The sequence below is a fragment of the Curtobacterium sp. MCLR17_040 genome (assembly GCF_003234735.1).
GTDB lineage: Bacteria > Actinomycetota > Actinomycetes > Actinomycetales > Microbacteriaceae > Curtobacterium > Curtobacterium flaccumfaciens.
Map to the genome: position 1 here is coordinate 33902 of NZ_QKTE01000005.1, position 21172 is coordinate 55073.

The window sequence follows — 21172 nt, forward strand, 5'->3', positions numbered from 1 at the left end:
GGACCCGACCCCTTCTGCTCACCAAGCGCCGGCGCGTGCGGTCACGACTCCCCGTCAGTGCGCGGCGAGTGGTCACGTTCCGTCGGCTGGCGGCTCGGCAATCAACAGTTCGTGACCGCTCGGCGGGCAGCCAACGGGGTGTCTTGACCGCGCGGCGTCGTGTACGTCCCGACGGCACGCGCGGCGGCCGGGAGGCCCGTGGCGGGCCCGACCCGCGCCTCCCGGCCCGCGGGGTGGTCGCGACTCACCGCGGGTGCTGCGTCGCGTGGTCATGTTCCGTCGGCTGTGGGCGGCGCAGGCGACGGGCTGTGACCGCTCGGCGTGGGGGTGGCGGGGAGTCGTGACCGGTGGAGCGTGCGGGTGCGTCAAACTTCGTGGCTGGGTTCCGGCGCCGGGCTCGCAGGCTCGCCCGGAGCGCCCCAGGAGGCCGTTGGCGCGTCCTGAGCGCCGGGACGCTCCCAGCAGGCCGCTGGCGCGTCCTAGACGCCCCGTGGGACCGGGCTCGCAGGCTCGCCCGGAGCGCCCCAGCAGGCCGCTGGCCCGTCCTAAGCGCTGGGGCGCTCCCACGGCGCAGGGAACGGGAAGTAGCGCTCCAGGAAGCCCGTGACGCGCTGCGTGCGCTCTTCGTCGCTGACCTCGGGGAAGCTGCCGTCGTTCAGGCAGAAGAAGTCCACGTTCCGCTTCTTCAGCAGCTCGTCGAGGGCCTTGAGTCCGGAGACCATGGTCGTGTCGATGTACCCGACGGCCGCGTTCTCCTGGATGATCGCCCGACCGGTGAGCAGCGAGTAGTAGTGGTACAGCGAGTTCGTCACCGAGATGTTGTCGGCGGCGCGGAAGCGCGACGCCGCGGTGGCCGCGAACTCGTCGGCGAACTCGTGCTCCATCTCGGTCATGATCGAGGCGCGCAGGGGCGTCGGCGCGTGCTCGAGGTGCCGCGTCGTCACCGCACCGAAGCGCTGCTGCAGCAGGCGACGGTTCACGCGGGCGGAGTTCTCGAAACCGCTGCGTGCCGGGTTGTTGGAGCCGAGGCCGATCCGGGTCGACGCGAGGATGAACTTCGTGACCGATCCCGGGCTGTAGAACACCGAGGGGTCGACGAGGCGCCCGAAGAACATGTCGTCGTTCGAGTAGATGAAGTGCTCGCTGATGCCCGGGATGTGGTGCAGCTGCGACTCGACGGCCTGCGAGTTGTGCGTCGGCAGCACGGAGGGGTCGGCGAAGAACTCCTCGCTGCGGACGATCCGGACCTTCGGGTGCTCGGCGAGCCAGTGCGGCGCCGGGGAGTCCGTCGCGATGTAGATCTGGCGGATCCACGGTGCGAAGGTGTGCACCGAGCGGAGCGCGTACTTCAGCTCGTCGATCTGGCGGAACCGGGCCGGGGCGTCGTCGCCCTCGCCCAGGACGGCGTTCGACTGGGCGGCCTGGCGGGCGCGCTGGTACTCGATGGCGTTGCCGTCGACCCACGAGAAGACGATGTCGATCGGGAAGCGGATGTCCGAGACGTGGTCGTCGAACATGTGCTCGACGGTGCGCCAGGTGCGGCCGTAGCGTTCGATGTCGACGAGGACGAACTCGTCGATCGGCAGGCTGCGACGCATCAGGGCGTTCTCGACGGGTGCGAGGACCTCGATGTCGGTGACGCGCCAGAACTCGAGCTGGACGCTCGTCTCTGCGCCGTAACGCAGGCGTCCGAGCGGCTCGAGCCGCGGGCGGAACACGCGGAGCACTGGTTCTTCGACGGAGCCGAGTCCGTCGTCCTGCACGAGCACGGCCGGCTTGCCCGGGGGCTTCGCGTAGAAGGGCTCGTTGACGGCCGCGGACATCACGGCGCTCTCGGCACGCTGGCGGTCACGCTCGTCGAGGGCGATCACCGGGCGCTGGTCGTTGCCGCGGATGAGCAGGTGGTCGACGTCAGCCGCGGTGAGCGCGTCGTCGAGGAACAGCAGGTCCTCGATCATCGACTGCTGCGGCGTGAGGTGTCCGTTGATCAAGGTCAGTCGCCCCTTGCGGACGACGACGTCGGATCGGTCGAGACCGCCGGAGGACGGTCGAGGGTTCAGCAGAGGACTCTCGGTCACCGGCTCGGTCTCGTCGTTCATCCATGCCCTTCGGGTGTGCGGCCGGGTCCTGTACCCGACCTGCCGATCCTACCGTCCGTCCGACTCGCGGGGCACCTTGACCACGATGCCCACCACGATGAACAGCGCGGCGGCCACCAGCTGCAGTGCTGCCCAGACCTGCCCGGGGATCGGCACCGTGACGAGCGGGTTCCAGCAGACGGCGACTGCGGCCATGAGCAGGGCGGCCCACCAGACCTTCCCGCGCACGCTGAAGACCAGCACGATCAACGCGAGCACCGTGACGCCCCAGCGGGCGAAGACGAAGCCCGACGAGTCGACGATGGCGACGCAGGCCAGCAGCACGATCGCCGCGATCATCGACGGCGCCAGCGCGGGGCGGGTGAAGGGCGGCGTGGTGCGGGCACCGTTGACGGGTGCGGCGGCTGCGGGTCGAGGGGACCCTGCGGGCACGCCGTGCTGGGACGACCCCACCGGGGGCCGCCCCTTGCGTGCGGCCATCAGTCCGCGGAGCCGTCGAGGTCGATCGCCTGGATCGACCGCGACATCGGCGGCAGGTCGCGGACGCGCTCGAGCGCCGGCACCAGCTCGCCGACCAGCGCACGGTAGCCGTCTTCGGTCAGGTGCAGGCCGTCCTCGGTGAAGCGGGCGTCCAGGTGGTCGCCGTCGGCCAGGGCGGGCCAGGCGTCGAGGTACTGCGCGTGGCACGTGGCGACGAACTGCCGGAGGTGCCGGTTGGCCTGCTCGATCTTCGTGGCGTACTCGGCCTGCCGGGGCAGGATCGACACGAGCAGCAGGCGCACGCCCGGCAGCTCGCGGCGGAGCGTGACCAGGATGGTCTCGACGTTGCGGACCACGTGCTCGGCGCTGGCGCGGTGGTTGCCGAAGTCGTTCGTGCCGATGAGCAGCACGATCACCTCGGGCTGTTCGGCGACGACGGCGTCGAGGCGCGTCAGCACGCCGTCGGTCGTGTCGCCACCGATGCCCTGGTTCAGCGTGTGCTCGTCGGGGAGCCAGGTGTCCCAGTCGCCCTGTTCGGTGATGCTGTCCCCCAGGAAGAGGACGGGGCTGCGGTCGTCGGTCATGCTGCCTCCTCGTGCGCCGGCTCGGGGGTCTCGGTCTGCTGCGTCCGGTTGCGCTGCGTGGACTCGGTGTGGTCGGACTCCCGCTCGGCGGCGGCGGTGATGCGCTCGACCATACCGGGGAAGATGACGCCGTGGAACGGCAGGATGCCGTACCAGTACAGCCGCCCGGCCAGGCCCTGCGGGAAGTAGATGGCCCGCTGGTGGTAGTCGCTGCCGCCGTCGGGGTTCGGTGTGACGGTCATCTCGAGCCACGCACGACCGGGCGACTTGAACTCGGCGCGGAGTCGCAGGTACCGGCCGCGCTCGAGTCGTTCGACGCGCCACCAGTCGAGCGCGTCGCCCTGCTCCAGGCGCTGCTGGTCACGACGCCCGCGGTTCAGGCCGACGCCGCCGGCGATCTTGTCCATCCAGCCGCGGGCGACCCAGGCGAGCGGGAACGAGTACCAGCCGTTGTCGCCGCCGATCGACTCGACGACGCGCCAGACGTCCTCGGCGGAGGCACTGGAGTGCCGCTTCCGGTCGTCGACGTAGACCGTGTGCCCGGCCCAGTCGGGGTCGTTCGGCATCGGGTCGGCCGAGGCGCTCGAGAGCGTCGCGCTGCGCCAGCTCGTCTGGACCTGACCGCTGCGCATCTTGTTGAGCGCGAGGCGGACGGCTCGACGGTACGACGTGAGCCCGCCCTCGGGCTGCGGCACGACGTCGTCGATGTCGTGCTCGCGCTGCACGCACTCGAACTGCAGCGACTCGATGATCGGGGTCGCGAGCTTGCGCGGGATCGGGGTGACGGCGTTGAACCAGTGTGCGGCGAGGCGCGGGGTGAGCACCGGCAGGACCGTGATCGGGCGCTGTGGCAGCTTCGCCTCGACCGCGTAGCCGTTCAGCATCTGGCCGTACCGCAGGACGTCGGGTCCGCCGATGTCGAAGGTGCGGTTGACGTCGGCGGGGACGTCGAGCGCGGCCACCAGGTAGTACAGGACGTCGCGGACCGCGATCGGCTGGATGTGGTTGCGGACCCAGCGCGGCGCGGGCATCCACGGCAGGACGTCGGTCAGGTGCCGGATCATCTCGAACGAGGTGCTGCCCGAGCCGATCACGACCCCGGCCTGGTACGCCACCGTCGGCACGCCCGAGCTGAGGAGGATCTCCCCCACCTCCTTGCGGCTGCGGAGGTGCTTCGACAGCTCGCCGTCGGGGTGCAGCCCGCCCAGGTAGACGAACCGGCTGACGCCGGCCGCCTTCGCCTCGCGCGCCATGGTCTCCGCTGCTTCGCGCTCGGCCGACTCGAAGTCGCCGTCGGCGCCCATCGCGTGGGCGAGGTAGTAGACCGCCTCGATCCCGTCGACGGCGGCGCGCACCGCCTCGGCGTCCTGGAGGTCGCCCTCCGCGACGTCGACCTCACTGCTCCACGGGACGTCCTGGAGCTTCCGGGGGTTGCGCACGAACACACGGACGGAGTGGCCGGCTTCGAGGAGACGAGGGACGAGACGACCACCGATGTACCCGGTGGCGCCGGTGACGAGGACCTGCATGCCCTGCACGCTACGCGGCACGCCTGACGGGTAGGCTTGCCGGGTGGACAACGCAGCCTTCCCCGTCACCGTCGATGCCGTCCGCGGCCTCATCGACCACGCGATCCTGAAGCCCGAACTCACCCGCGCGGACGTCGACGCCCAGCTCGACGAAGCCGCCGCCCACCGCGTCTTCAGCGTCTGCGTCCGTCCGAGCGACGTCGCCCAGGCCGTCGAGCGCCTCACGGGCACCGGTGTCGGCGTCGGCACCGTGATCGGCTTCCCGCACGGCACGACGTCCACCGCGGCGAAGGTCGCCGAGTCGCTGCAGGCACTGGCCGACGGCGCGTTCGAGCTCGACATGGTGCAGAACATCGGCGCGGCGAAGTCGGGTGACTGGCAGCGCGTCGAGCAGGACGTCCGCGCGGTCGTCGACGCCGCCGGCGACACCGTGGTCAAGGTGATCCTCGAGACCGCGTTCCTGACCGACGACGAGATCGTCGCGGCCTCGCGTGCGGCACAGACCGCCGGCGCCGCCTTCGTGAAGACCTCGACCGGGTTCGCCGGCGGTGGCGCGACGGCCGAGCACATCGCCCTGATGCGCCGCACGGTCGGTGCCGACACCGGCGTGAAGGCCTCCGGCGGCGTCCGCGGGCTCGACACCCTGCTCGAGATGGTCGAGGCGGGCGCGAACCGCATCGGGACGAGCGCCTCGGCCCGCATCCTCGACGAGGTCGCGCACCGCGCCGAGACGGGCGCCGCGTCGGCGCTCGGCGACGACACGACGTCCTACTGAACCCGCGGGGCTGAGCCCACGCACCCAGCACGACCCACCCCGACCAGGCCGGTGCCCACCGGACGCGACGACGCGTCGGCGACCCGCACCGTGCCTCCAGACCGCCGCATCGGAGCGCGCATGTCCAGCACCGCACCCCAGTCCCCCGCCCTCGCTCTCGCCGTCGACCTCGGCGGCACGAAGGTCGAGGCCGCGCTCGTCACCGACCAGGGCGTCGTGCTGCCGGCGACCCGGTTCCGCAGCCCCACCGGGCCGCAGCGCACCTCAGACGAGCTGCAAGCCGCCGTCGACGAGGTCGTCACGGCCGCGCTCGGCGCGCTGCCCGCCGACGCGACGCTCGTCGGCGTCGGCGTCGGTTCCGCCGGCCCGGTCGACGAGGAGCACGGCCTCGTCTCCCCGCTCAACATGCCGGTCTGGCGTGGGCACCCGCTGCGCGACCGGATCGCGGCGCTCGTGCCGGACGACGTCCCGGTGACGCTCCGCATGGACGGCCTGGCGATCACCCTCGCCGAGCACTGGGTCGGCGCGGCCCAGGGCTACGAGCACGTCATGGGCATGATCGTCTCCACCGGCGTCGGCGGCGGGCTCATCCTGCACGGTCGCACCGTCAGCGGACCGACGGGCAACGCCGGCCACATCGGCCACGTCGAGTGCGGCGGCTACGACGACCCCTGCGCCTGCGGCGGCACCGGTTGCCTCGAGGCGATCGCCAGCGGCCCGAAGACCGTCGCCTGGGCACGTCGTCAGGGCTTCGCGGGCACGACCGGCGAGGAACTCTCGGCCGCCTACGCCGCGGGCGACGAGATCGCCGTCGCCGCGGTCCAGCGGAGCGGCCGTGCCCTCGGGCAGGCCATCGCCGCCGCCACGAGCCTGGTCGACCTCGAGATCGTCGCCATCGGTGGCGGGTTCTCGCACGTCACGCCGGACCTGTTCGAGTACGCCCGGCAGGCCGTGGCGGAGCGTGTCGAATTCGGGTTCGTCACGAAGGTGCAGATCGTGCCGACCGGGTTGTCCCAGGACGGTCCGCTCATCGGTGCCGCGGCGCTCGTGCACCGCGCCGACGTCCTGCGCTGAGCGCGCGCCTCGCGTCGGGCCGGGCCCGATCCGGTGCGCGGCCGTCGGCTGGTCGCGTCGTCGAAGCGGCCCACGCCGTGGAGGTGACCGGCGACGGCCTGGAGGCGCGGTGCGGGCCCGCCACGGTCCTCCCGGTCGGTGCGTGGCTTGTCCACAGGCCTGTCGGTCGCGTGCGCAGGTCGGGCAGGATGTGCGGGTGCCCCGCCCACGACTGCTGACCAGTGACGACTGGCCGGAGCCCGAGCTGCGTGCGGCGGTCCTGGCCGGTGAGCTGGTCGCCGTCGGTCCCTGCTGGGCCTCCCCCGCTGAGCCGCAGACGCCGTCGTTGCGCGCCGCCGCTGCCGCCTGGGTCCTGCGGGACGCGCGCCTGATCGCCTGCACGCTGACCGCCGCGTGGATCTGGGGTGCGGTGTCCCGGCCGCCGGCGCCGCTCGAGGCCTGCATCCCGCCGCAGGTGCGCGTGCACGTCGGGCCGGACGTGCGCCTGCGAGAGGTCCGGATCCACGTCGACGACACCGTCGAGCGCTCGCGGCTGCGGGTCACGGTACCGGCGCGGACCGCGATTGACCTGCTGCGGACGCCGGGCCCCTCGGCCGGTGTGTTCGGGGAAGCCGAGGCGACGGCCGTGCACGGGCTGCTCGCGATCGGGGCGGTCACGGCCGACGAGCTGCGGACGCGCCTGAGGTCGCTCGGGACGATCCCCATGGTGCGGCAGGCCGAGCGGCGGTTGCGGGGGCTGCAGGGCGCGGCTGGGGGTGCTGTGCGGTAGGGGTCGCGCGCTGGGTGCGGGCGCGGGTGGTCACAACACCCCGCTCACGTTCGCCGAGTGGTCATGAACCGTCGGTTGGCAGGGCCGCAGGCGACGGTTCGTGACCGGTCGACGGTGCCAGTGCCACGTGTCGTGACCGGATGACGGGCTGGAGACACGGGAGGCGCGGGGCGGGGCCGCCACGGGCCTCCCGGTCCGGCGCGTGCGGGCGGTCAGGACACCCCGCTCACATCCGTCGAGTGGTCGCGGACTGTCGGTTGGCGCGGCTGCAGCCGACGGTTCGTGACCGGTCGGCGGACGGGCCGCGCGGGGCGGGGCCGCTAGCCGGCGCTGACGCGGTAGACGTCGTAGACGGCGTCGATGCGTCGCACCGCGTTGAGTACACGGTCGAGGTGGATGGTGTCGCCCATCTCGAACACGAACCGGCTCAGCGCGAGACGGTCGGACGAGGTCGAAACCGTCGCGGACAGTATGTTCACGTGGTGGTCGGTCAGCACCCGGGTGACGTCGCTGAGCAGGCCCGACCGATCGAGCGCCTCGATCTGGATCTGCACCAGGAACACCGACTTCGACGACGGGGCCCACTCGACCTCGATCATCCGGTCGGGTTCGTTCATGAGTGACTTCACGTTGGTGCACGACGACTGGTGCACCGAGACGCCCTGGCCGCGGGTGATGAAGCCCACGATCTGGTCGCCCGGCACCGGCGTGCAGCACTTCGCGAGCTTCACGAGGATGTCGGGCGCACCGCGGACCAGCACGCCGCTGTCGCTCGTGCGCAGCTGCCGACTGGTGACCTGGCGCGGGAACGCGAGTTCGGGTTCGTCCGTCTCGGTCTCGGTCTGGACGTTGCCGAGGACCTTCTCGATCACCGACTGCGTCGAGACGTGGCCCTCGCCGATGGCGGCGTACAGGGCGGAAACGTCCTCGTACCGCATCGACGAGGCGACCTCGGCGATGCTGTCCTGGCTCATGATGCGCTGGAGCGGCAGGTTCTGCTTGCGCATCGCCCGGGCGATGGCGTCACGACCCTGCTCGATCGCCTCTTCGCGGCGCTCCTTGGTGAACCACTGCTTGATCTTGTTGCGCGCGCGGGGGCTGCGGACGAACTGCAACCAGTCCTGCGAGGGGCCGGAATCGGGATTCTTCGACGTGAAGATCTCGACGACGTCGCCACTGGACAGCTGGCTCTCGAGCGGGACCAGGCGGCCGTTGACCTTCGCACCCATCGTGCGGTGGCCGATCTCGGTGTGCACGGCGTAGGCGAAGTCGACCGGGGTGGCTCCGGCGGGGAGCCCGATGACCTTGCCCTGCGGCGTGAAGACGTAGGTTTCCTTCGCGCCGATCTCGTAGCGCAGGGAGTCGAGGAACTCGCCCGGGTCGCTGGTCTCGGCCTGCCAGTCGGTGATGTGGGCGAGCCACGCCATGTCCTGGTCGTCCGTGGTCGACGAGGTACCGGCGTCACGGCCGGCAGCACGCTGCTTGTACTTCCAGTGGGCGGCGACACCGAACTCGGCGCGCTGGTGCATCTCGTGCGTGCGGATCTGGATCTCGACCGCACGACCCTGCGGTCCGAGCACCGTGGTGTGCAGCGACTGGTACAGGTTGAACTTGGGGGTCGCGATGTAGTCCTTGAAGCGACCGGGCAGCGGGGTCCAGCGGGCGTGCACCGAGCCGAGCATGGCGTAGCAGTCGCGCACGGTCGGCACGAGCACGCGGATGCCGACGAGGTCGTAGATCTCGTCGAACTCGCGACCCCGCACGATCATCTTCTGGTAGATCGAGTAGTACTGCTTCGGCCGACCCATGACGTCGCCGCGGACCTTGGCGGCCTTCAGGTCCTTCTTCAGGGTCCCGATGACGTTCTGGACGAACTGCTCGCGCTTCGGCTGGCGTTCCTTGACCAGGCTGTCGATCTCGACGTAGAGCTTCGGGTGGAGGACGGCGAACGACAGGTCCTCGAGCTCGAGCTTGATCATCTGGATGCCGAGCCGGTGCGCGAGCGGCGCGTAGATCTCGAGCGTCTCCTTCGCCTTGCGCGTGGCGGAGGTCGACTCGACGAAGCCCCACGTGCGGGCGTTGTGCAGGCGGTCGGCGAGCTTGATGACGAGGACGCGGATGTCCTTCGACATGGCGATGACCATCTTGCGGACGGTCTCGGCCTGCGCGCTGTCGCCGTACTTGACCTTGTCGAGCTTCGTGACGCCGTCGACGAGCATCGCGATCTCGTCGCCGAAGTCGGCTCGCAGCTGATCGAGCTGGTAGTCGGTGTCCTCCACCGTGTCGTGCAGGAGGGCGGCCGCGATGGTGATCGTGCCGATGCCGAGGTCGGCCAGGATCTGCGCGACCGCGACGGGGTGCGTGATGTACGGCTCACCGGACTTGCGCTTCTGCCCGTCGTGCGCGCGCTCGGCGACCGAGTAGGCCCGCTCGATGAGCGTCACGTCGGCCTTGGGGTGGTGCGAGCGGACCGTGCGGATCAGTGTGTCCACGGCGCCGGCCGGCTGGGCGCGCGAGAACAGGCGCGGCAGCAGCGAGCGGAGGGAACCGAGGTTGCCGGTGGTGTTCGGACCGATCGGGCTCGAGGGCCGCGGGGCGGAACCCGGGCGGCTCGGCGCGGACGGCTCTTCGCGGGTGTCCGTCATGATGCGCCTCCCAGGACTCGGTCCGAGAGCTCGATCCGAGCTCGATCCGACAAGACTACGCGTCCCCGGTCAGTGCCCGTGACGCGGTTCGCCCTGGGCGTCGCGCTCCACCGGTGCCCCCGCCTGCTCCCAGGCGAGCATGCCGCCGGAGAGGTTGACGGCCGGGACCCCCGACTGCTCGAGCGCCGCGACGATGCGCGACGAACGGCCGCCGGAGTGGCAGACGATGATGGCCGGCTGGTCGCCGCCGTCGATCTCCTGCCAGCGGTCCACGAACTCCGACATCGGCACGAGCGTGGCCTGGGGAGCGTGGACCTCGTCCCACTCCCCCTGCTCGCGGACGTCGAACAGGCGGGCTCCGGCGTCGATGCGGCGCTGGGCCTCGGCGACGTCGATCTCCTGGATCTCGATGGGCATCAGACGTTCGCCTCCGCTGCGTCGACCTCACGCCGGCGCTTCTCGGCCGCCGCGGTCTTCTTGGCGTCCGACTCCTTGATCTTCGGCTCGTTCTCCCGCAGCTGCGCGTACATCGGCGACGCGATGAAGATCGTCGAGTAGGTGCCGACGATGATGCCGATGAACAGCGCGAGCGAGATGTCGCGCAGGGTACCGGCGCCGAGCACGTACGACCCGATGAAGAGGATCGCCGCGACCGGCAGCAGTGCCACGACCGAGGTGTTGATCGACCGGACGAGGGTCTGGTTGACCGCGAGGTTGACCGACTGCTTGAACGTCCGGATCGATTCCTGCGCGGTGTTCTCACGCACCTTGTCGAAGACCACCACGGTGTCGTAGAGCGAGTACCCGAGGATCGTCAGGAAGCCGATGACCGCCGCGGGCGTGACCTCGAGCCCGACGATGCCGTACACACCGGCCGTGATGAGCAAGTCGTGCAGCAGCGCCGCCATCGCGGACAGCGACATCTTCCAGGTGCGGAAGTACAGCGTCATGAAGACCGCGGCGAGGGCGAGGAAGATCACGAGACCACGGATGGCCTGCGCGAGCACGTCGGCACCCCACGTCGCGCCGATGAAGGTCGCGGCGACCTGGCTCTCCGGGACGTCGTAGGCCTTCGCCAGGGCGTCCTGCACCTCGGTCGTCTGCCGGTCGGTGAGCTGCCCGGTCTGCACGCGGATGCCGTGCGTGCCGAGCTGCGAGACGCGCGGGATCGACTCCGGGACGACGTCCTCGACGGTCTCGGTGGCGATGTTCTGGTCGAGCGTCTTGACGTCGGAGATCGTGAACTCCGAGCCGCCGGTGAACTCGATGCCGAGCTGGTACCCGCCACGGAGCCACGGGGTGACCAGGGAGATCAGGATCATCGCGAGGGCGATGAGGTACCAGGTCTTCCGGCGCCCGATGATGTCGTACGACCGCTTCCCCGTGTAGAGGTCGCTGCCGAACTGGCTGAAGCTGGCCATCAGTCGTCCTTCCCGTCCGGCGTCGAGCCGTTGTCGCCGGAGGCCTGCTGGGCCTTCCGCTCCGCGATCGTCTGTCGGCGCTGTGCCTCACCGGCACTGCGCTGGCGCTTGCCGTCCACGACGGGTGCGCGGAACTGCGCGCGCCCCCGGTAGACGGCACCGAGTGCTGCCGGGTCGAGACCGCTGAACCGGTGCCCCTCGCCGAAGAACCGGCTGCGGGCGATGAGCTGCATCATCGGGTGGGTGAAGAGCGCGACCACCACGATGTCGATGAGTGTCGTGAGGAGCAGCGTGAACGCGAAGCCCTTCACGTCGGCGACCGCGAGCACGTAGAGCGTCACGGCGGCCAGGAAGTTCACCGCGTCGGACGCCAGGATCGTGCGGAGGGCACGCTTCCAGCCGGACTCGACCGCGCTCTCGAGGGCACGGCCGTCACGGAGTTCGTCACGGATGCGCTCGAAGTAGACGATGAACGAGTCCGCCGTGATGCCGATGGCGACGATGAGACCCGCCACACCCGCCAACGAGAGGCGGTAGTCGACGCGCCACGACATGATCGCGATCACCAGGTAGGTGAGCACGGCGGCGATCCCGAGCGACAGCACCGTGACGAACGCCAGGGCCCGGTACTGGATGACCGAGTAGATGATCACCAGGATCAGACCGATCAGACCGGCGATGAGGCCACCGATGAGCTGCGCGGTGCCGAGTGTCGCCGAGATGTTCTCGTTCGACTGCACCTGGAAGTTGATCGGCAGCGCACCGTACTTGAGCTGGTCGGCGAGGGTCTTCGCAGACTCGGCGGTGAAGTTCCCGCTGATCTGCGCCTTGCCGTTGGTGATCGCCGAGTTCGTCGTCGGGGCTTCGATCACCGTGCCGTCGAGCACGATCGCGAACTGGTTCTGCGGCTGCTGGAGCGACACGAGACGGTTCGTGACGGTGCGGAAGTCCTTCGAACCCTCGCCGTTGAACGTCAGGTTGACGGCCCACTGGCCGGTCGACGTGCCCTGCGAGTCGGTGGCGAGACCCGAGGTGGCGTTGCTGACGTCGGCTCCGAGGACCTCGACCGGACCGAGGATGAACTTCGCCGCGCCCGTCTGGTCACAGGTGACGAGGGGCTCGTCATCGGGTGCCGCGGTGATGTCGTCCGGCGCTGCACAGTTGTAGTTGGTGTACAGGTCCTGCAGCTTCGGCGTGACCCAGTTCAGGTCGCTCGCGTTCGACGGCTTCGCGCTCGGCGTCGCGGCGAGCGATGCCGGGGGCGAGTAGGGAGTCGGCGACGCGGTGCCCTTGCCGTCGCCACCGACGGCCGAGCTCGATGCGGCCTCGGTGAAGAGCACCGGGCGGAAGGTCAGCTTGGCTGCGGCCTCGATGCGGTCGATCGTGGCCTTGTCGGGGCGACCCGGGATCGAGACCACGATGTTGTTCGCGCCCTGGGTGTTGATCTCGGACTCGGAGACACCGGTGGCGTCGATGCGCTGGCGGATGATGTTCACCGCCTGCTGCAGCTGCTGCGAGGTGACGGAGTCGCCCTCGGTGTTCTGCGCCGCGAGGGTCAGCTGTGTGCCGCCCTGCAGGTCCAGAGCCAGCTCCGGCACCCAGCTCGCGCCCTGGTACCACTTGTCGGTGTCGTCCTTCGAAGAGCCGGCGAGGACCGACGCGGCGGTGTTCACGCCGGCGAGGATCGCCATCAGGATCACCAACCAGGTGAGCGAGCGCAGCGCCTTCTTGACGGGTGTCGATCGTGCCACCGGTCGTCTCGTCTTTCTGTTCAGGACCGTCGGCACACCGTGCGACGGCAGAGGGAAGCCGCCGGGTCAGACGACCCGGCGGCCGAGGGCGTCAGTCGTCGGACTTGCGCTTCGTGGCGTCGGTCTCGTCGACGCGGTCGGTGTCGACCCGCTCGCCGTAGACCGGCTCACCGTTGAGCTCGGCCACCGGCTTCGGCTCGTCCTCGGTGGTCGTGGTGGTCTCGACGTCGGACGCGTTGTCGTCGACGACGCGCGACAGGGTCTGGCGGTGCACGGTGACGATGGTCCCCGGTGCGATCTCGACGTCAGCGGTGACCTTCTCCTCGTTCACGGAGAGGAGAGTGCCGTAGAGGCCGAAGGACAGCATGACCTTCGCGCCCGGGACCATCTTGTCCACGAGTTCGGCCTGCTGCTTCTTGCGCTTGCGGCTGTTGTAGAACATGAAGGCCGCGAACGCCACGACGATGACGATGAGGATGACTTCTTGACCCATGATGCGTTGCCTTCTCTGGTTGCTCGGTTTCGGGCCGTAGCAGTCTAGGGCACGCCGGTGTCCGTGGCATGTCACTCGACTGATCGGCGTTCAGTCGTCGGTGTCCTGGTCGTCGAAGAGCCCCGGCTGCCCGCCGTCGGCCTGTCCCGGGGTGAGACCGAGGTGCCGCCAGGCACGTGGTGTGGCGATGCGCCCACGGGGCGTGCGCGTCACGAGACCGACCCGGACGAGGAACGGTTCAACGACCGACTCGATCGTCTCGGACTCCTCGCCGACGGAGACGGCGAGGGTGTTCAGACCGACCGGCCCCCCGTCGAACCGGGTCAGCATGATCTCGACCACGGCCCGGTCGAGCCGATCGAGCCCGAGTTCGTCGACGTCGTACAGGTCGAGTGCACCCTGGACCGCGGCCATGCCGTCGGTGGTGCGGTGCACGAGGGCGTAGTCGCGCACCCGGCGGAGCAGGCGGTTCGCGATGCGCGGGGTGCCGCGGGAGCGTCCGGCGATCTCGCGCAGGGCGGTCCGGTCGATGTCGAGTTCGAGCAGGTGGGCCGCACGGATCAGGACCTGCTCGAGCTCGTCCTTCTCGTAGAACTCGAGGTGGGCGGTGAAGCCGAAGCGGTCGCGCAGCGGGTTCGGCAAGAGGCCAGCCCGGGTGGTGGCGCCGACGAGCGTGAACGGTGCGAGGTCGAGCGGGATGCTCGTGGCACCCGCACCCTTGCCCACCATCACGTCGATGCGGAAGTCCTCCATCGCCAGGTAGAGCATCTCTTCTGCCGAGCGGGCCATGCGGTGGATCTCGTCGATGAACAGCACTTCGCCCGGGACCAGGGACGACAGCACGGCGGCGAGGTCACCGGCGTGCTGGATCGCCGGCCCGCTCGACATGCGCAGCGGCCGGCCGGTCTCGTGCGCGACGATCATCGCGAGCGTGGTCTTGCCGAGGCCGGGAGGACCCGCCATCAGGATGTGGTCGGGCGTGCGCTCCTGCATGCCTGCGGCCTTGAGGAGCAGGTCGAGCTGCCCGCGCACCTTGCGCTGCCCGACGAACTCGTCGAGCGAGCGGGGGCGGAGCGCGCCTTCGAACGCGAGTTCCTCTTGCGACTCGGCGCCGGCGGACGTGATGCCGCTCACCGGCCGGCTGCCGCGGGTCGCAGGGCGCCGAGGGCGGCGCGGAGCAGGGCCTGGGTGCCCATCGCGGCGGCACCGGGCTCGTTGGCGACGGCGTCGTCGACCGCGGACTGTGCCGCGTCCTCGCGCCAGCCGAGGCCGATGAGCGCCGAGACGACGTCGACCGCGGCGGGGTGCACTGCGGTCCCCCGTGCGGCCGCGACCACGGCTGCCTGCTCGAAGGCCACGAGCTTGCCGGAGAGCGCGACGATGATGAGCTTTGCGGTCTTCGGGCCGATGCCGGAGACCTTGCGGAACGCGCCGTCGTCCTCGTTCGCGACGGCGTTCGCGATCCGTGCCGGGTCCATGTGGGCCAGGACGCCCATCGCGGACTTCGGGCCGACGCCGGAGACCCCGCGGAGCAGGTCGAACACCTGCAGCGCGTCGGTCGACTCGAACCCGAAGAGCAGGTGCTCGTCCTCGCGCACGATCATGGCGGTCCGCACGAACACCTCGGAACCGTGGCGCATCGTCAGCGCGTGTGCGGGGGTCACGGTGACGGCGTACCCGACTCCCCCGACCTCGATCACCACGGCCGAACCGGCGATGTCGATGCAGGTGCCCCGGAGACTCGCGATCATGCTCCGAGCCTAGGGCCGCCCACCGACGACGCCGACCTGCCACGCTGCGGGCGGGCCGCGGCGGCGGCCGCACGGGCCAGCGGCGAGTCGACGGTGCCGCCCTGGGCGTCCCGCCAGGCACGCTGTGCCGGGGTGAGGTTCGTAGCACGCGAGCCGGCGGCGTCGGGTGATCCGAGCCTCCAGGCATGGCACACGGCCAACGCGAGCGCGTCGGCGGCGTCGGCCGGCTTCGGGGCCTCGTCGAGACCGAGCACGCGCGCGATCATGGTCTGCACCTGACGCTTGTCGGCGTTGCCGTAGCCGGTGACGGCGGCCTTGACCTCGGACGGGGTGTGCAGGCCGACGGGCAGGCCGCGGGCGGCCGCGGCGTGCAGCGCCAGGCCGGCCGCCTGCGCGGTCCCCATCACGGTGCGGACGTTCGCCTGCGCGAACACCCGCTCGACGGCGACCGCATCCGGGTGGTGCTCGTCGATCTCGGCGGCGATGCCGTCGGCGATGCGGAGCAGCCGCTGTTCGAGCGGCATGTCCGGCGGGGTGCGCACGACCGTCACGTGGACGAGCCGTGCGCGCCGGTTCGGTGCGACCTCGACGACGCCGACGCCGCACCGGGTGAGCCCGGGGTCCACCCCGAGCACACGGAGCACGGTTACTCGCCCTCGTCCTCGTCGAGCTCGGCCTGGACGTCCGCGGGGATGTCGAAGTTCGAGTAGACGTTCTGCACGTCGTCCGAGTCCTCGAGCGCGTCGATCAGGCGGAACACCTTGCGGGCGGTCTCGGCGTCGACCGGGACCTTGAGACCGGGCACGAACTCGGCGTCGGCGGAGTCGTAGTCGATGCCGGCGTCCTGCAGGGCAGTGCGGGCGGCGACCAGGTCGCTCGCCTCGGTGATGATCTCGAAGCCACCACCCTGGTCGATGACGTCCTCGACACCGGCGTCCAGCACCGCGGTCATCACGGTGTCCTCGTCGAGGCCGTCGGTCTTCGTGACCGAGATGACGCCCTTGCGCGAGAAGTTGTAGGCGACGCTGCCCGGGTCGGCCATGGTGCCGCCGTTGCGCGACATCGCGGTCCGGACCTCGGCCGCGGCACGGTTCTTGTTGTCCGTGAGGCACTCGATGAGCATCGCGACGCCGTTGGGGCCGTAGCCCTCGTACATGATCGTCGTGTACTCGATGGTCTCGCCCGTGAGACCCGCACCGCGCTTGACGGCGCGGTCGATGTTGTCGTTCGGGACCGAGGTCTTCTTCGCCTTCTGCACGGCGTCGACCAGGGTCGGGTTGCCGGACATGTCGGCACCGCCCATCTTCGCGGCGACCTCGATGTTCTTGATCAGCTTGGCGAACGACTTGGCACGGCGCTGGTCGATGACCGCCTTCTTGTGCTTGGTCGTTGCCCACTTGGAATGCCCGGACACGGTTCTCCTTGCGTCTTGCGGAAAGTCCCGCTCAGTTTAGCGGCCCTGTGGGCCGAACACCGGCCTGGAGGCGCGGCGCGGCTTCCGTCCCGTCGGTGCGGCGGGTGGACGGTCACGCCTCAGGCGCTGCGCACCAGGTCGAGGAACCGGCGGTGGAAGCGGTCCTCGCCGGCGACCTCGGGGTGGAACGCACTCGCGATGACGTTGCCCTGCTGCACGGCGACGACCTGGCCGTCGGGCAGTGCGCCGAGGACGTGGACGTCGTCGCCGCGCTGCTCCACGACGGGGGCCCGGATGAACACGGCGTGCACCGGGGCCTCGCCGAGGTCGGGCATCGGGATGTCGATCTCGAACGAGTCGTTCTGCGCACCGAACGCGTTGCGGCGCACGGTGGTGTCGAGCACGTCGAGGGTCTGCTGGCCGCTGATGCCGTCGGTGATCCGCGACGACAGCATGATCATGCCGGCGCAGGTGCCGTAGGTGGGCAGGCCACCGCGGATCGCGTCGGCGAGGGGCTCGGCGACGCCGAACGCGCGGGACAGCTTGTCCATCACGCTCGACTCGCCCCCGGGGATCACGACGCCGTCGAGGGTCTCGATCTCCTCGGGGCGACGGAGCGGCACCACGTCGGCGCCGAGCTCGGTCAGCGAGGCGATGTGCTCGCGGAAGTCACCCTGCAGCGCCAGGACCCCGATGCGGGGCCGAGCGCCGCCCGTCGGACTACCAGCCACGCTCGGCGAGGCGGTGCGGTGCGGGGACGTCGGCGACGTTGATGCCGACCATCGCCTCGCCCAGACCACGGGAGACCTCGGCGATGACCTTGGGGTCGTCGTGGAAGGTCGTCGCCTTGACGATCGCGGCGGCACGCGCTGCCGGGTCGCCGGACTTGAAGATGCCGGAACCGACGAAGACACCGTCGGCGCCGAGCTGCATCATCATCGCGGCGTCGGCCGGGGTGGCGACACCACCGGCGGTGAAGAGGACGACGGGGAGCTTGCCGGTGCGGGCGACTTCCTGCACGACGTCGATCGGGGCCTGGAGCTCCTTGGCGGCGACGTAGAGCTCGTCGTCACGCAGGTTGCGGAGCGCCGCGATCTCCTTGGTGATGGTGCGGATGTGCTTGGTGGCCTCGGACACGTCGCCCGTGCCGGCCTCGCCCTTGGAACGGATCATGGCCGCGCCCTCGGTGATGCGACGGAGCGCCTCGCCCAGGTTGGTGGCACCGCAGACGAACGGGGTGGTGAACTTCCACTTGTCGATGTGGTTGAGGTAGTCGGCCGGCGACAGCACCTCGGACTCGTCGATGTAGTCGACGCCGAGCTCCTGCAGCACCTGCGCCTCGACGAAGTGGCCGATCCGGGCCTTCGCCATGACGGGGATCGACACCGCGGCGATGATCTCCTCGATCATCGAGGGGTCGGACATGCGGGCGACGCCGCCCTGCGCACGGATGTCAGCGGGGACGCGCTCGAGGGCCATGACGGCGGTCGCACCGGCTTCTTCCGCGATGCGGGCCTGCTCGGCGTCGACGACGTCCATGATCACGCCGCCCTTGAGCATCTCGGCGAGTCCGCGCTTGACGCGGTCGGAGCCGGTGATCGAGGTGCCAGGGGTGCCGGAGGTGCTGGTGCTGTCGCTCATGATGCCGACCAGTCTAGTGCGCCCGGGGCCACCCGTCGGCGACGAGTCGACGGGTCTCGCCGAGCAACTGCGACATGGACTTCGTCCGGGCGATGATCGGGAAGAAGTTCGCGTCCGACTGCCACCGCGGAACGATGTGCTGGTGCAGGTGTGCGGCCACGCCGGCACCGGCGACCTCGCCCTGGTTCATGCCGATGTTGAAGCCGTCGCAGTGCGAGACCTCGCGCAGCACCCGCATCGCGGTCTGGGTCAGCTCGCCGATCTCGCGCAGTTCGTCAGGAGTCGCCTCGTCGTAGAGCGGGACGTGGCGGTACGGGCAGACCAGCAGGTGCCCGTTGTTGTACGGGAACAGGTTGAGCAGCACGTAGGCGTGCTCACCCCGGGCCACGATCAGGGCGTCCTCGTCGGACTTCCGCGGGGCTTCGCAGAACGGGCAGTCGTCGTCGTGCCCGCGTCCCCGGCCTTCGCGGCCGGCGTCGATGTAGGCCATCCGGTGCGGGTTCCAGAGCCGCTGGAACGCGTCCGGGACGGCTGCGCCCGTGGCCGCGTCGCGGATCACCAGCGGATCGGTGTCCGCGCCTTCGGAGGGCGCGGCGGCGGTGGGGCCGGCCACGTCGTCGACGTGACCGGTCCCACCGGCCTGCTCCGGGCCTCCCGACTGCGCCATCAGACCTGCGTGCGCTCGCGGATCGCGGTGAGGATGCGGTCCACGGCCTCGTCGACGGGCACCGCGTTGTCCTGGCGGCCGTCGCGGAAGCGGAAGCTGACGGCGCCGGCATCGCGGTCGTCGCCACCGGCGATGAGCTGGAACGGCACCTTCGCCTTGGTGTGCGTGCGGATCTTCTTCTGCATGCGGTCGTCCGAGTGGTCGACCTCGGCGCGGACGCCGTGGGCGCGGAGCTTCGCGATGACCTCGTCGAGGTAGTCGCCGTACTCGGCCGCGACCGGGATGCCGACGACCTGGACGGGCGACAGCCACGCTGGGAACGCACCCGCGTAGTGCTCGGTGAGGACCCCGAAGAAGCGCTCGATCGAGCCGAACAGCGCGCGGTGGATCATCACCGGACGCTGGCGCGAGCCGTCGGCCGCGGTGTAGTCGATGCCGAAGCGCTCGGGCAGGTTGAAGTCGAGCTGCACGGTCGACATCTGCCAGGTGCGGCCGATGGCGTCGCGGGCCTGCACGGAGATCTTCGGGCCGTAGAACGCGGCGCCGGCGGGGTCCGGCACGAGCTCGAGACCGGACTCCTCGGCGACCTGGCGCAGGGTCTCCGTCGCGACGTCCCAGACCTCGTCGTCACCGACGTACTTCTCCGGGTCCTTCGTCGACAGCTCGAGGTAGAAGTCGTCGAGGCCGTAGTCGCGCAGCAGCGAGAGCACGAACGCGAGGGTCGTGGTCAGCTCCTCCTTCATCTTCTCCTGCGTGGTGAAGATGTGCGCGTCGTCCTGGGTCAGGCCGCGCACGCGGGTGAGGCCGTGGATGACGCCAGACTTCTCGTTGCGGTACACCGTGCCGAACTCGAACATCCGGAGTGGCAGGTCGCGGTAGGAGCGGGGCTGCGACCGGTACGCCAGGATGTGCATCGGGCAGTTCATCGGCTTGAGGTAGTAGTCGGCGCCCTGCCGGGTGACGTTGCCGTCCTCGTCCTTCGCCTCGTCCATGTGCATGGCCGGGAACATGCCGTCCTTGTACCAGCCGAGGTGCCCGGAGGTCTCGAACAGGTCGCCCTTGGTGATGTGGGGCGTGTAGACGAACGAGTAGCCGTTCTCCTCGTGCCGACGGCGCGAGTAGTCCTCCATCTCGCGGCGGATGATGCCGCCCTTCGGGTGGAAGATCGCCAGGCCGGAACCGATCTCGTCGGGGAACGAGAACAGGTCGAGTTCGGCGCCGAGCTTGCGGTGGTCGCGCTTGGCGGCTTCCTCGAGGCGCACCAGGTACGCCTTGAGCTGGTCCTTGTCGGGCCAGGCGGTGCCGTAGATGCGCTGCAGCTGCGGGTTCTTCTCGGAGCCGCGCCAGTACGCGGCGGCGACGCGCATGAGCTTGGCGGCGTTGCCGATCCAGCGGGTGTGCGGGACGTGCGGGCCGCGGCAGAGGTCCTGCCAGAGCACCTCGCCCGACTTCGGGTCGACGTTCTCGTACACGGTGAGCTCGCCGGCACCGACCTCGACGCTCTCGCCGGAGTCACCGTCGGACGCTGCACCCTTGAGGCCGATGAGCTCCTGCTTGTAGGGCTCCCCCGCCATCAGCTCGCGTGCCTGCTCGTCGGTGACGACCACGCGACGGAAGCGCTGGGCCTGCTTGACGATGCGGTCCATGCCCTTCTCGATCGCCTTGAGGTCTTCGGGGGTGAAGGGCTCGGCGACGTCGAAGTCGTAGTAGAAGCCGTCGGTGACGGGCGGCCCGATGCCGAGCTTGGCGTCCGGGTTGATCTGCTGCACGGCCTGCGCCAGCACGTGGGCTGCCGAGTGCCGCAAGATGTCGAGCCCGTCCTGCTCCTGCAGGGTGACGGCCTCGGCGGTCTCGCCGGCCTGCACGTCCGCCGCGAGGTCCTTCAGGACACCGTCGACACGGATCGCGACGATGCCGCGCTCACCGTCGAAGAGCTCGGTGCCGGTCGTGGTCGTCGTCGCGGTCCGGGGCTCGGGTGCCTGGGGAAGCTCGGCGGGCGCGGGTGCGACTGACTCGGTCACGATGATGGGACTCCTCGATCGAAATGGTGCGTCAAGACTAGTGCGAGACGTGCTCGCG

The 21172-nt window shown here is 70.2% G+C and carries 20 protein-coding genes; 3 read left to right on the forward strand and 17 right to left on the reverse strand.

Annotation, left to right across the window (positions count from 1 at the left end; all coding sequences use genetic code 11):
* Nucleotides 1-545 precede the first annotated feature (545 nt).
* Genes DEJ01_RS06350 through DEJ01_RS06365 form a run of 4 tightly spaced genes read right to left on the reverse strand, consistent with a single transcriptional unit; the run spans nucleotide 546 to nucleotide 4692 of the window.
* On the reverse strand, nucleotides 546-2099 hold the full coding sequence (locus DEJ01_RS06350; protein WP_071403837.1) for a stealth conserved region 3 domain-containing protein: 1554 nt from the start codon (nucleotides 2097-2099) through the stop codon (nucleotides 546-548).
* A 48-nt stretch (nucleotides 2100-2147) separates the two neighbouring features.
* Entirely contained in the window at nucleotides 2148-2579 is a 432-nt protein-coding gene (locus DEJ01_RS06355; protein ID WP_111030098.1) for a DUF6804 family protein, read from the reverse strand.
* On the reverse strand, nucleotides 2579-3163 hold the full coding sequence (locus DEJ01_RS06360; protein WP_071403838.1) for a GDSL-type esterase/lipase family protein: 585 nt from the start codon (nucleotides 3161-3163) through the stop codon (nucleotides 2579-2581). Before DEJ01_RS06360 ends, DEJ01_RS06355 begins: the two co-directional genes overlap by 1 nt.
* The gene (locus DEJ01_RS06365) at nucleotides 3160-4692 is read right to left on the reverse strand and encodes an SDR family oxidoreductase (RefSeq protein WP_258375654.1); all 1533 of its coding nucleotides are present in this window, start codon (nucleotides 4690-4692) and stop codon (nucleotides 3160-3162) included. The genes DEJ01_RS06360 and DEJ01_RS06365 overlap by 4 nt, the downstream gene beginning before the upstream one ends.
* Before the next feature lie 43 nt (nucleotides 4693-4735).
* Here DEJ01_RS06365 and deoC point away from each other — a divergent pair, with 43 nt between their 5' ends.
* From deoC to DEJ01_RS18080, 3 genes are all read left to right on the forward strand, one after another.
* On the forward strand, nucleotides 4736-5467 hold the full coding sequence (gene deoC / locus DEJ01_RS06370; RefSeq protein ID WP_111092521.1) for a deoxyribose-phosphate aldolase: 732 nt from the start codon (nucleotides 4736-4738) through the stop codon (nucleotides 5465-5467).
* Between the two features lie 120 nt (nucleotides 5468-5587).
* Nucleotides 5588-6541 (forward strand): ROK family protein, encoded by a 954-nt coding sequence (locus DEJ01_RS06375; RefSeq protein WP_110860105.1) that lies wholly within the window; start codon nucleotides 5588-5590, stop codon nucleotides 6539-6541.
* 196 nt (nucleotides 6542-6737) lie between these two features.
* Complete coding sequence (locus DEJ01_RS18080; protein ID WP_181438372.1) at nucleotides 6738-7310, forward strand: hypothetical protein; 573 nt, start codon at nucleotides 6738-6740, stop codon at nucleotides 7308-7310.
* A gap of 320 nt (nucleotides 7311-7630) precedes the next feature.
* Here the strand turns inward: DEJ01_RS18080 and DEJ01_RS06385 are convergent, their stop codons facing one another.
* From DEJ01_RS06385 to thrS, 13 genes are all read right to left on the reverse strand, one after another.
* The gene (locus DEJ01_RS06385; protein ID WP_228513657.1) at nucleotides 7631-9955 is read right to left on the reverse strand and encodes a bifunctional (p)ppGpp synthetase/guanosine-3',5'-bis(diphosphate) 3'-pyrophosphohydrolase; all 2325 of its coding nucleotides are present in this window, start codon (nucleotides 9953-9955) and stop codon (nucleotides 7631-7633) included.
* Between the two features lie 69 nt (nucleotides 9956-10024).
* Nucleotides 10025-10372, reverse strand: coding sequence for a rhodanese-like domain-containing protein (locus tag DEJ01_RS06390; RefSeq protein ID WP_071403840.1), 348 nt, complete (start codon nucleotides 10370-10372; stop codon nucleotides 10025-10027).
* Nucleotides 10372-11376, reverse strand: a complete 1005-nt coding sequence (secF, locus tag DEJ01_RS06395; RefSeq protein ID WP_071403841.1) for a protein translocase subunit SecF — start codon at nucleotides 11374-11376, stop codon at nucleotides 10372-10374. Before secF ends, DEJ01_RS06390 begins: the two co-directional genes overlap by 1 nt.
* Nucleotides 11376-13127, reverse strand: coding sequence for a protein translocase subunit SecD (secD, locus tag DEJ01_RS06400; RefSeq protein ID WP_111045997.1), 1752 nt, complete (start codon nucleotides 13125-13127; stop codon nucleotides 11376-11378). Before secD ends, secF begins: the two co-directional genes overlap by 1 nt.
* A 91-nt stretch (nucleotides 13128-13218) precedes the next feature.
* Nucleotides 13219-13620 carry a preprotein translocase subunit YajC gene (gene yajC / locus DEJ01_RS06405; RefSeq protein WP_051596726.1) on the reverse strand — a complete coding sequence of 134 codons (402 nt, stop codon included), beginning with the start codon at nucleotides 13618-13620 and terminating at the stop codon, nucleotides 13219-13221.
* Between the two features lie 90 nt (nucleotides 13621-13710).
* Nucleotides 13711-14754, reverse strand: a complete 1044-nt coding sequence (ruvB, locus tag DEJ01_RS06410) for a Holliday junction branch migration DNA helicase RuvB (RefSeq protein ID WP_071403843.1) — start codon at nucleotides 14752-14754, stop codon at nucleotides 13711-13713.
* Nucleotides 14751-15371 (reverse strand): Holliday junction branch migration protein RuvA, encoded by a 621-nt coding sequence (gene ruvA / locus DEJ01_RS06415; RefSeq protein ID WP_111092523.1) that lies wholly within the window; start codon nucleotides 15369-15371, stop codon nucleotides 14751-14753. Before ruvA ends, ruvB begins: the two co-directional genes overlap by 4 nt.
* Complete coding sequence (gene ruvC / locus DEJ01_RS06420) at nucleotides 15368-16015, reverse strand: crossover junction endodeoxyribonuclease RuvC (protein WP_035808297.1); 648 nt, start codon at nucleotides 16013-16015, stop codon at nucleotides 15368-15370. Before ruvC ends, ruvA begins: the two co-directional genes overlap by 4 nt.
* Nucleotides 16016-16017: 2 nt before the next feature.
* Nucleotides 16018-16785 (reverse strand): YebC/PmpR family DNA-binding transcriptional regulator, encoded by a 768-nt coding sequence (locus DEJ01_RS06425; RefSeq protein ID WP_017887357.1) that lies wholly within the window; start codon nucleotides 16783-16785, stop codon nucleotides 16018-16020.
* 119 nt (nucleotides 16786-16904) lie between these two features.
* Nucleotides 16905-17516 (reverse strand): pyridoxal 5'-phosphate synthase glutaminase subunit PdxT, encoded by a 612-nt coding sequence (gene pdxT, locus DEJ01_RS06430; protein ID WP_111092524.1) that lies wholly within the window; start codon nucleotides 17514-17516, stop codon nucleotides 16905-16907.
* The gene (gene pdxS / locus DEJ01_RS06435) at nucleotides 17506-18426 is read right to left on the reverse strand and encodes a pyridoxal 5'-phosphate synthase lyase subunit PdxS (RefSeq protein WP_071403847.1); all 921 of its coding nucleotides are present in this window, start codon (nucleotides 18424-18426) and stop codon (nucleotides 17506-17508) included. Before pdxS ends, pdxT begins: the two co-directional genes overlap by 11 nt.
* 13 nt (nucleotides 18427-18439) lie before the next feature.
* The gene (locus DEJ01_RS06440) at nucleotides 18440-19093 is read right to left on the reverse strand and encodes an HIT domain-containing protein (RefSeq protein ID WP_258370549.1); all 654 of its coding nucleotides are present in this window, start codon (nucleotides 19091-19093) and stop codon (nucleotides 18440-18442) included.
* Nucleotides 19093-21114, reverse strand: a complete 2022-nt coding sequence (thrS, locus tag DEJ01_RS06445; RefSeq protein ID WP_181433151.1) for a threonine--tRNA ligase — start codon at nucleotides 21112-21114, stop codon at nucleotides 19093-19095. Before thrS ends, DEJ01_RS06440 begins: the two co-directional genes overlap by 1 nt.
* Nucleotides 21115-21172: the final 58 nt, after the last annotated feature.

Bases quoted from the DNA above. Each gene is read 5' to 3' on its own strand.
- DEJ01_RS06350 (WP_071403837.1), bottom strand. From the start codon at position 2,099: ATGAACGACGAGACCGAGCCGGTGACCGAGAGTCCTCTGCTGAACCCT.
- DEJ01_RS06385 (WP_228513657.1), bottom strand. From the start codon at position 9,955: ATGACGGACACCCGCGAAGAGCCGTCCGCGCCGAGCCGCCCGGGTTCC.
- ruvA (WP_111092523.1), bottom strand. From the start codon at position 15,371: ATGATCGCGAGTCTCCGGGGCACCTGCATCGACATCGCCGGTTCGGCC.
- secF (WP_071403841.1), bottom strand. From the start codon at position 11,376: ATGGCCAGCTTCAGCCAGTTCGGCAGCGACCTCTACACGGGGAAGCGG.
- DEJ01_RS06360 (WP_071403838.1), bottom strand. From the start codon at position 3,163: ATGACCGACGACCGCAGCCCCGTCCTCTTCCTGGGGGACAGCATCACC.
- pdxS (WP_071403847.1), bottom strand. From the start codon at position 18,426: ATGAGCGACAGCACCAGCACCTCCGGCACCCCTGGCACCTCGATCACC.
- DEJ01_RS06365 (WP_258375654.1), bottom strand. From the start codon at position 4,692: ATGCAGGTCCTCGTCACCGGCGCCACCGGGTACATCGGTGGTCGTCTC.
- yajC (WP_051596726.1), bottom strand. From the start codon at position 13,620: ATGGGTCAAGAAGTCATCCTCATCGTCATCGTCGTGGCGTTCGCGGCC.
- DEJ01_RS06355 (WP_111030098.1), bottom strand. From the start codon at position 2,579: ATGGCCGCACGCAAGGGGCGGCCCCCGGTGGGGTCGTCCCAGCACGGC.
- DEJ01_RS06375 (WP_110860105.1), top strand. From the start codon at position 5,588: ATGTCCAGCACCGCACCCCAGTCCCCCGCCCTCGCTCTCGCCGTCGAC.
- DEJ01_RS06440 (WP_258370549.1), bottom strand. From the start codon at position 19,093: ATGGCGCAGTCGGGAGGCCCGGAGCAGGCCGGTGGGACCGGTCACGTC.
- DEJ01_RS06390 (WP_071403840.1), bottom strand. From the start codon at position 10,372: ATGCCCATCGAGATCCAGGAGATCGACGTCGCCGAGGCCCAGCGCCGC.